Source organism: Brachyspira catarrhinii (assembly GCF_005518285.1).
GTDB classification, from domain to species: domain Bacteria; phylum Spirochaetota; class Brachyspiria; order Brachyspirales; family Brachyspiraceae; genus Brachyspira; species Brachyspira catarrhinii.
Genome location: NZ_SJDU01000157.1, coordinates 1 through 5183, shown reverse-complemented (window position 1 = coordinate 5183; position 5183 = coordinate 1). Strand labels below are relative to the sequence as shown.

At 30.8% G+C, this 5183-nt stretch carries 2 protein-coding genes; both read right to left on the bottom strand.

Annotated elements, in window-relative coordinates:
* Positions 1-463, bottom strand: a 463-nt coding sequence (locus EZH24_RS06915) for a POTRA domain-containing protein (RefSeq protein WP_272897881.1), incomplete at its 3' end; no start/stop codon positions are given.
* A 5-nt stretch (positions 464-468) separates the two neighbouring features.
* Positions 469-4962, bottom strand: coding sequence for a hypothetical protein (locus EZH24_RS06910; RefSeq protein WP_336596090.1), 4494 nt, complete (start codon positions 4960-4962; stop codon positions 469-471).
* Between the last annotated feature and the right edge of the window lie 221 nt (positions 4963-5183).

Genomic DNA, 5183 nt, shown 5'->3' with positions numbered 1-5183 from the left:
TTAAATTTTGCGGAATATAAGGGTCGCCCGCTTGCATTATGGGTTTTATAACATCGTTTAACGCCGTTCTCGTTAATCTTTTATTTCCAGTATATGTAATGTCTTTTATTAAAAATCTTTCCGCTACTATTATATTTAATATTACTCCGTTTCCATCGTTTCTTACATCGATAGCCACTCTATCGAAAGATTGAGTATCGAATAATTTTTTTATAGCTTCGTTTATTTCCGCTCTCGAAAATCTGCTTCCCGATTTAATCGGAAAACTATTTTTTATTTGGGTTTCGGTAAGTCGAACCGCTCCCGTCACTTCTATATCGTTTATCGTGAGTCCTTCGTAAGCGGCGATATTTCTTGCCGTTCTTAAATTTTCAAAATCGCTTTCGGCTGCTATCAAAATAAAAGTAAATAAAACGGCAAATACCAAAAATAAAACGATAAAATATTTTTTATGAAAATTCACTGACATTATCTCCACAACCACAATCTTCTACGAATAACAAAGTTAAAGTCTTGCCCTATAGATTGAATATAGAAAGGATTTATTTTATATTCAAAACTAAAATTTGCAAGTCTGCTGCTTCTTAATAAGGAAAGCTCGAATCCGAATCTCTGGTCGAAGTAATAAGAATCTTGAGGTCGCCCAAAAAGGTTCGGTCTGTCGGGGTCTTTCGAGTTATATGTTATATCGTATTTTACATATAAATATTTTGAAAAAGTTTTTCCTATACTAACGCTCGTATTATTGAAAACTTTAGAAAGCGTCAAATTATTGTTATAAGTTATAAAATTATTTACCGCGGGCGTATTAAAATCTATTGAATCTATTATTCCCAATCTGCTTATCCATCTTTCAAAAGGTCTTAAAAGATAAGTCGAGGTTGCGTTTCCTATCGCGACATCTCCGTAACTTCCCGCAAGCTGTGCAAGTTGACTCGTTTGAGAACTATTCATATTTGCTCTGTCAAGCGAAGTCGTGCTTTGAGCGAACATCTGCTCTTCTCTATTTCCAAAACTTCCTTGAGGTATTCCCGCAAGCTGATTAACTTGATACTGACTCAAAGGCGGAATAGTATAAAATCTAACGGGAGATATTCCCGCCGTATCGGAAGATAAAATTTGAGATAATCGAGCGTTCATTTCCATATATAAAGTGACATTTTCGCTCGGCAATTCGTCTTCAAAATATTCCGAAGTATTGTTGTTTACATTCGCGCTTACGGACGAAGTATAATATTTTTTATTCACAAAAGCGGTGGCTTCTATTATGGGGTCCGAACTTCCGCTTTCTGGAAATGTAACAGAACCGTTTTCCAATCTATATGTGTTTTGTAGATAATATATATTTCCTCTTTCAAGATTAATCGTTCCCGCAAATTCCATGCCGTCCATTAAGGAACTATAAATTCTCATTTTAGAGCCTTCTTCTAAATAGAAATTTCCAACCAAAGTATGATTTACTCTAACCTGCCTCCAAGCCTCTATTATAAAATCCCAATATATTCTGCTCGACATTCCATAAATATGTTGATTATAATAGTTTTGATTGTTTAATACTCGAAGTTGAACATCGCTTCTCATTAAAGTCAATGTGCCTCTCATTGTCGGTGCGGATAGATTTCCTCCAACCGTCATATCCAAATGCAAAGGTCCTCTTATTCTCGCCGCATTCAAATTTATATCTCCGTTCAAAAGTCCAAGTTGTTCGTCCGAAGAAAGCAAATCGAAAGCTATATAATTTACGCTATTTCTAAAAATTTCCGCTTCTCCAGTTACGGCTAAATTCTTTTTTCTTTTGGAATAGAAAGTTAAATTATTAATATTAAAAGTATTTCCGTTAAAATTAAAATCAACTATCGTGTCGTCAAACACATCCGAAAAATATTTTATCTTTACTTTTCTTCCATGTCCTAAAAATCTTCCGTCTATAGCCAAATCTTCCTTATCTCCATGAACTCTCGCGTATAAAGTGTAAGGCTTATTGTCGATTATAAAATTTGTAGGCGAAGATTGTATTTCTGAAAAGACGACATTAAATATTTCAAATATTTCGACATTGAGCCTATCGGAAGTTAAAAGCAAATCGACTTGATTATTTTTCGTATCTCTTATTACTCCGTCTATATTTAATATGTCGTAATTATCGTAAACATAATTTAATTTAGTTTTCGTTTCGTTTTCTTCTTTTGAAATCGTTCCGTTAATTCCATGAGTTTTAATATTTGTGAAAGATATTTTATCATCCGAATAAGTCATTACCGTTCCAAACTCTGGCAATTTTCTTTTATTAATCGTTATCGGGCTTGTTTGAATTCTGTATTCGGCGATTCCGTTCGGCAATCTTCTCATGTTATAATTTATATTTCCGCTATAAGCGCTGTATAGAAATAAATTATTAACTTCTATTTGCATATTTTGTAAATCTTTTGAAAAATAAGCGTAAGGAATTCTCACTTGTTGCGGTCTCGTAAATGTCCTCGATATTACTATTCCGCTTTTTCCCGTTTTCGTCATAATAAAATCTTTCAATTCAAATTCGTTTTTACCATAATATCCCGTAAGCGAAACATCGAATCTGTCTTCCAATACTTCAAAATCTTTTATATTAAATCTATCGAGATAAATAATCGGATTGTTAAGCAAACCGATAACCGTTGCGTCCGCCGATAATATTCCATACATTCCTTTGCCGTAACTCAAATTAAAAGGCAAATCTTCCACATTCAATTTTCCGTAAACATTATTTTTATTGATTGAAACATCTATTGCAAATCCGCCGTCATATTCCGCAGACTTGAATAAAGCGGTGAATTTATTTATTCCGTCTCTATTGTCTAAAATTCCGTTTCCCATGACTCTGTTTGCGCCATAATCCAAAATTATATTTGTGAAAACTAAACTTTGATTTGAAAGTTCGAATTGAGTATTCAAAGTGAAAATCGGAGCGACATTTTTATCGAATTTTACATTTCCGTAAATATAGAAAGGTTTTTGAGTATAATTGTCGATTAAAATATCGGCGTTTATAACATTATTATTTATATTTATTTCCGTTGGAGTTTTGATATTTAAATTGATTATTCCATTTGTAGTTATAGAACCGTTTGCCACAATTTCGGATTTTTCTGTCGCAGCATAAATTATTTTATTTCCGTTGGTAGAATCCAAAGTAAAACCGTTTAAATTATATTTTCCAAAAGGACTTTCAATATTTCCGTTAATCTTTACATTAAATTTTTTATCGTATTCAATATTCGCTTTCGCTTTTATATCGCCGCTTTCGGAGAGTTTATAATAAATATCGTTTAATTCTATTATATTGCTATAAGCTAAAGCGCCTATTCTTATTAAATATTCTTCCGTGTAGATTTTTCTTGAAGCCATTTCCAAAAAATGAATATTTCCTTTTCCGTCCGTATATAAAGCGTTGCTCATGCTATAATTGATATTTAAAGAAGATAAATTATCTATCGGGTTTCTTCCAAGCGCAACCATAAAAATATCTTGAGGAATCGTTCCTTTTGCGTTTACAAGCGTAGGTTTAGTATCGTCCAAATAAATATTGGCGTTAAACGGCTCTTTATAAATATTTTCAATCAAATTAATTTCAATTTCTTTTTCTTTTACTTTATGAATAATATTAAAAGCCATCGGTTCGGATAAAACATTCGCGTAACTTAATTCCTGCATCGTAAATCTCGTCACTATTCTTTCCATGCTCGAAGATACGGGACTTAAAGTCAATCTTGCGGATAGATTATTAAAACCCGCCGAAATATCGTTAACTCTTAATTCCAATCTGCTTAAAATAGGTTTTTCCACTGGAATTATTCCGCTTGCGATTATATTTCCGTTTAATAAATTGATTATCGCGTTGGATAAAATTATATTGTTGTCTATCAATTCGGCTTTTGCAAATATATCAAAAAAATTATCTTTAGCTTTCAAATCCATATCCAAATATAAATTTTCGTTTTCAGCCTGTTTGCCTTTTATATTTAAATTTGCATATTGAAAACCTCCGATATAATTGCTTACGGTAGTTATAGTTTTATTGTCGAATTCAATAAATTTATGAACTATCGGAGTATCCAAAGCTATATTCATTAATTTATAAATAGCGTTTTTTTGAATATTTATATTCGTAATGCAAAAATCCCATCTTTTATTATTATAATCGTATGTTAGATTTGCAAAATTATTGCTATAGTTTCTTAAATTGCCTTCCAATTTATCGTTATAATCGTTTGTGAAATCCAAATTATATTTAAATAATTCTCCTTTTTCGTCTTTTGCGTCTATTATAGAATTTATTTCGGACAAATCGGGTTTGCTTTCTATTGAAAAATATATCGATGTTTTATCGGGCAAACTGATATTATAAGATAAAAAATATCTATAGTTTCTAAAATTTCCATTTAAAGAATTAAGCGACACTTCCGAAACTTCGCCGTTATCGACAATCTTCGTAGAAAAATTTCTTATTCTTATATTTTTATCTATAAACAAATCGGTTGCATTTTCTATAGTCGTTTTTATATCGTTATCGTTTTCGGATGTTTTGTCTTTATTTCTATTTAAAATAGAATTGTCGAATAACGCGGGATAAAAATTTGCGTTGTCAATATCGACTTCGCTTAAAATATAAAAAATATCTCTTTTAAATAAAAGTCTTAAAGGATTGAATCTTAAAGAAGCTCTATCCAAATCGAAAAAAGCGGAAGAATTATTTTTTGAATAAAGTTTTACATCTTCCAAAATAACTTCGAGTCTGTAAGATAGCTCTATGTCGGCAATAGATATATTAATCGGAGAGACTTCGTTTATATAAGAAATGATATTATTTAAATATCTTTGTTTATTATGAAGCACCAAAATCGCGCTGAAAATTGCGGGTATCATAAAGGCAATCAAAGTCGTAGCCAAATATATTTTGAATCGAGAATGTCTCTTTTTACGCAATCAAAAGTTCCTCCAAAACTTTAACTATTAATTATAATAACCTATTTTTAAAAGAATTGTTATATATTAAATTTCGGTATATAAGGCTTATAATTTCATTAAAAGCATAATCGTTAAATATAATATTAAATTTGACAAAATAATAAAATTATTGTAATATTAATTTAATAAATAAAAAAGTATATGAAATTTAATCGGAGTTTGAAATTTAATCGGAGTTT